The following is a 3258-nucleotide window of genomic DNA, read 5'->3' on the forward strand; positions in this document are numbered from 1 at the left end:
GGAGGGGAGCTTATGACCTCATCCTGATTTATCCACCGACGCCGACCCATGCACGGACTTGCCTGCAAAATCCGAAGCAGTTGATTTGACGCTATCCTAACGGCAGCCCGTCGCGGCTTCTTCGGCCAATAGCGGTCGCGCGGGTGCCGGTTCACCAGTTTGCCGGTGGGCGTTTGGCCTCGAAGTCAGCTCCTTGATTTCGCTTCCTCCTTACAGCCTCTCCACGATCGTCACATTGGCCATGCCGCCGCCCTCGCACATGGTCTGCAGGCCGTAGCGCTTGTTGCGCTGCTTGAGCGCGTTGACCAGCGTGGTCATCAGTTTTGTGCCGGAGCCGCCGAGGGGATGGCCGAGCGCGATCGCCCCGCCATTGACATTGAGTTTTGCCGGGTCCGCGCCGGTGGTTTTCAGCCACGCGGTCGGCACCGAGGCGAAGGCCTCGTTGACTTCAAACAGGTCGATGTCGTCGATTGCCATGCCGGCCTTCTTCAGCGCGCGTTCGGTGGCATGCAGCGGCGCGTCCAGCATGATTACGGGATCGCCGCCCATCATGGTCATGTGATGAACCCGCGCCATCGGCTTGATCCCGAGCGACTTCAGGCCCCTTTCGTTGACGACCATCACGCCGGAGGCGCCGTCGCAGATCTGGCTGGCGCTGGCGGCGGTGAGCTTGCCGTTCTCCGCGATCAGTTTTACGCCCTTGATACCATCGAGGGTGACGTCAAAGCGGATGCCTTCATCGACGGCATGGGTATCGGTCGAACCATCGGCGCGGGCGATCTGCAGCGGAATGATCTCGTCCTTGAACTTGCCCCCTTGCGTCGCGGCGATGGCGCGCTGGTGGCTGTTATAGGAATACTCGTCGAGTTCGTCTTTGCTGAGCCCATATTTTTCGGCCATCATTTCCGCGCCGGTGAACTGGCTGAACACGATATGCGGGTAGCGCTTCTCGATGTTCGGGCTCTTATAGGTGCCGAACCCGTTCTTGGCCGGCAATTGCGAGGCGAGCCCCATCGGCACCCGCGTCATCGATTCGACGCCGGCGGCGATCACGATATCCATGGCCCCGGACATCACGGCCTGGGCTGCGAAATGCAGCGCCTGCTGCGACGAACCGCACTGCCGGTCGATCGAGGTGCCGGGCACGCTCTCCGGCAGCCTGGAGGCCATGATGGCATTGCGCGCGATGTTGTTGGACTGCTCGCCCGCCTGCATCACGCAGCCCATGATGACGTCTTCGACCTCTGCGGGGTCGGCGCCGCTGCGTTCGACCAACGAGTCCAGCACGGCAGCGGCGAGATCGGCCGGATGCCAACCGGCCAGCCGTCCCCCCTTACGGCCGCCCGCGGTTCGCGCGGCGGCGACGATGTAAGCCTCGGCCATGACGGTTCTCCCTGTTGTGTGCTGGTTCTCTCGATGCCGGGCAGATTTAAGGGATGCGCCCGGATTTAGTCAATCAATCAATTAACTCTTGAGTGCGGCCCGGGCATCGGGTTATCTGGCATCGGGATCGCCCGGCAGGCAGGTCATGGGATCACAATTGAATACCAGCGTACCGACCAGATTCCCGGGTGGGAAGAACACCACCGCCGAGAAGCTATTGGTGGCGGCCAGCGAACTGATGATCGAGCGCTCGTCGATCGAGGTTTCCCTCAGCGACATCGCGCAGAAGTCCGGCGTCAACGCCGCCCTGGTGAAATATCACTTCGGCAACAAGGACGGCCTGCTGCTGGCGCTGCTGGCGCGGGATGCCGCGACCGAGATGACGCAGCTCGAATATCTCTTGGCGCAGCCGATTGCGCCAACCGCGAAACTGAAGCTGCATATCGCTGGCATCATCAAGGCCTATTACCAGTTCCCCTACATGAACCGGCTGATCCACTTTCTCCTGCATGAGAGCAGCGCGGAAGCTGCCGACGAAGTCTCGAAATTCTTTGTTGCACCGCTGCTGGACTTTCACCGGCGCCTGCTGGCCGAAGGCATCAGGGCCGGCGAATTCCGCGATGTCGATCCAGTCCTGTTCTACACCAGCCTGATCGGCGCCTGCGATCACCTGTTTTTCGGGAGGCATGCGATGTCGCGTGCCACCGGCGTCGGGCCGGTCACCGATGAAGTCTGCCGCCAATATATCAGGCACATCGAAGCGCTGATTTGCGGGGGCATGCTGAAGGAGCGAATAGGGAGTGGCGAATAGCGAATAGACGACAGTTGCGTTCTTCTCTTCCTTCCTTTCGCTATTCCCTATTCGCCTGTTTTAGAAGAAACGTCCAAGGAAAGGTTTTGTCATGCAGTTGAAAGATGTTGCCGTTCTCATCACCGGAGGTGGCTCCGGTCTCGGCGCCGCCACCGCCCGCGCCATGGCCGCCAAGGGCGCGAAAATCGCCGTGCTCGATCAGGCCAAGGAGAACGCCGAGAAGGTCGCGGCCGAAGTGAACGGCACAGCGGTCGTAGCCGACGTCACCGACGAGGAGCAGGTCAAGGCCGCGATCGCCAAGGCCGAAACGGCCCATGGGATCGCCCGCGTGCTGGTTAATTGCGCCGGGATAGGTGGATCGCAGCGTGTCGTCGGCAAGGACGGCGTCTATCCGCTGGCAAAATTCGTGCGCATCATCAACGTCAACCTGATCGGTACCTTCAACGTATTGCGGCTGTTCTCCGAGCGGCTGGCGACGGAAGCGCCTGTCGGCGAAGAGCGCGGCGTCATCATCAACACCGCGAGCGTCGCGGCCTATGAAGGCCAGATCGGGCAGATCGCCTATTCGGCGTCGAAGGGCGGCATCGTCGGCCTGACCTTGCCGGCGGCGCGCGACCTCGCCAGCCTCAAGATCCGCGTCAACACCATCGCGCCCGGGCTGTTCCTGACCCCGCTGTTGATGGGACTGAACGAGGAGGCGCGCAAGAGCTTGGGCGCCCAGGTGCCGCATCCGGCGCGGCTCGGCGATGCCTCTGAATACGGCAACCTCGCGGTTCACATCGTCGAGAACCCGATGCTGAACGGCGAAACCATCCGCCTCGACGGCGCCATCCGCATGGCGCCGAGGTAGAAGAACGAGCCTTGCCGTAGAGCCGGGGTCTTGGGAGAAGCGACATGAATGGGAATACCGCCACGGTTCTGACAAAACCGGCCTTTCGCAAGATCCAGTGGCTTGAGCGCGATATCGCGGTCGAGCGGCGGCCCGACGGCGTCATCATTTTGAAGTCGCGGATCCCGCTGAAGCCTTACGAGAAGCATATCCCGGCCTCGCTGGCGAAATGGGC

3 protein-coding genes are annotated in these 3258 nt (G+C 62.0%); 2 read left to right on the forward strand and 1 reads right to left on the reverse strand.

Features of this window, described 5'->3' with window-relative positions; all coding sequences use genetic code 11:
• Positions 1–210: 210 nt before the first annotated feature.
• Positions 211–1383, reverse strand: coding sequence for an acetyl-CoA C-acetyltransferase (locus ABSG20_RS33085; protein ID WP_423868649.1), 1173 nt, complete (start codon positions 1381–1383; stop codon positions 211–213).
• A gap of 145 nt (positions 1384–1528) precedes the next feature.
• On the opposite strand from ABSG20_RS33085, the gene ABSG20_RS33090 reads away from it, so the two are divergent.
• A complete protein-coding gene (locus ABSG20_RS33090; protein ID WP_423868650.1) occupies positions 1529–2194 on the forward strand; it encodes a TetR family transcriptional regulator in 666 nt (221 codons plus the stop codon).
• A 91-nt stretch (positions 2195–2285) separates the two neighbouring features.
• Positions 2286–3044 (forward strand): SDR family NAD(P)-dependent oxidoreductase, encoded by a 759-nt coding sequence (locus tag ABSG20_RS33095; RefSeq protein ID WP_423868651.1) that lies wholly within the window; start codon positions 2286–2288, stop codon positions 3042–3044.
• Positions 3045–3258 lie beyond the last annotated feature (214 nt).

The organism is Bradyrhizobium sp., from assembly GCF_049512235.1.
In the GTDB taxonomy this organism is placed as follows: Bacteria; Pseudomonadota; Alphaproteobacteria; order Rhizobiales; family Xanthobacteraceae; genus Bradyrhizobium.

Coding starts and splice junctions, on each gene's coding strand:
- ABSG20_RS33085 (WP_423868649.1), bottom strand. CDS start 1,383: ATGGCCGAGGCTTACATCGTCGCCGCCGCGCGAACCGCGGGCGGCCGT.
- ABSG20_RS33090 (WP_423868650.1), top strand. CDS start 1,529: ATGGGATCACAATTGAATACCAGCGTACCGACCAGATTCCCGGGTGGG.
- ABSG20_RS33095 (WP_423868651.1), top strand. CDS start 2,286: ATGCAGTTGAAAGATGTTGCCGTTCTCATCACCGGAGGTGGCTCCGGT.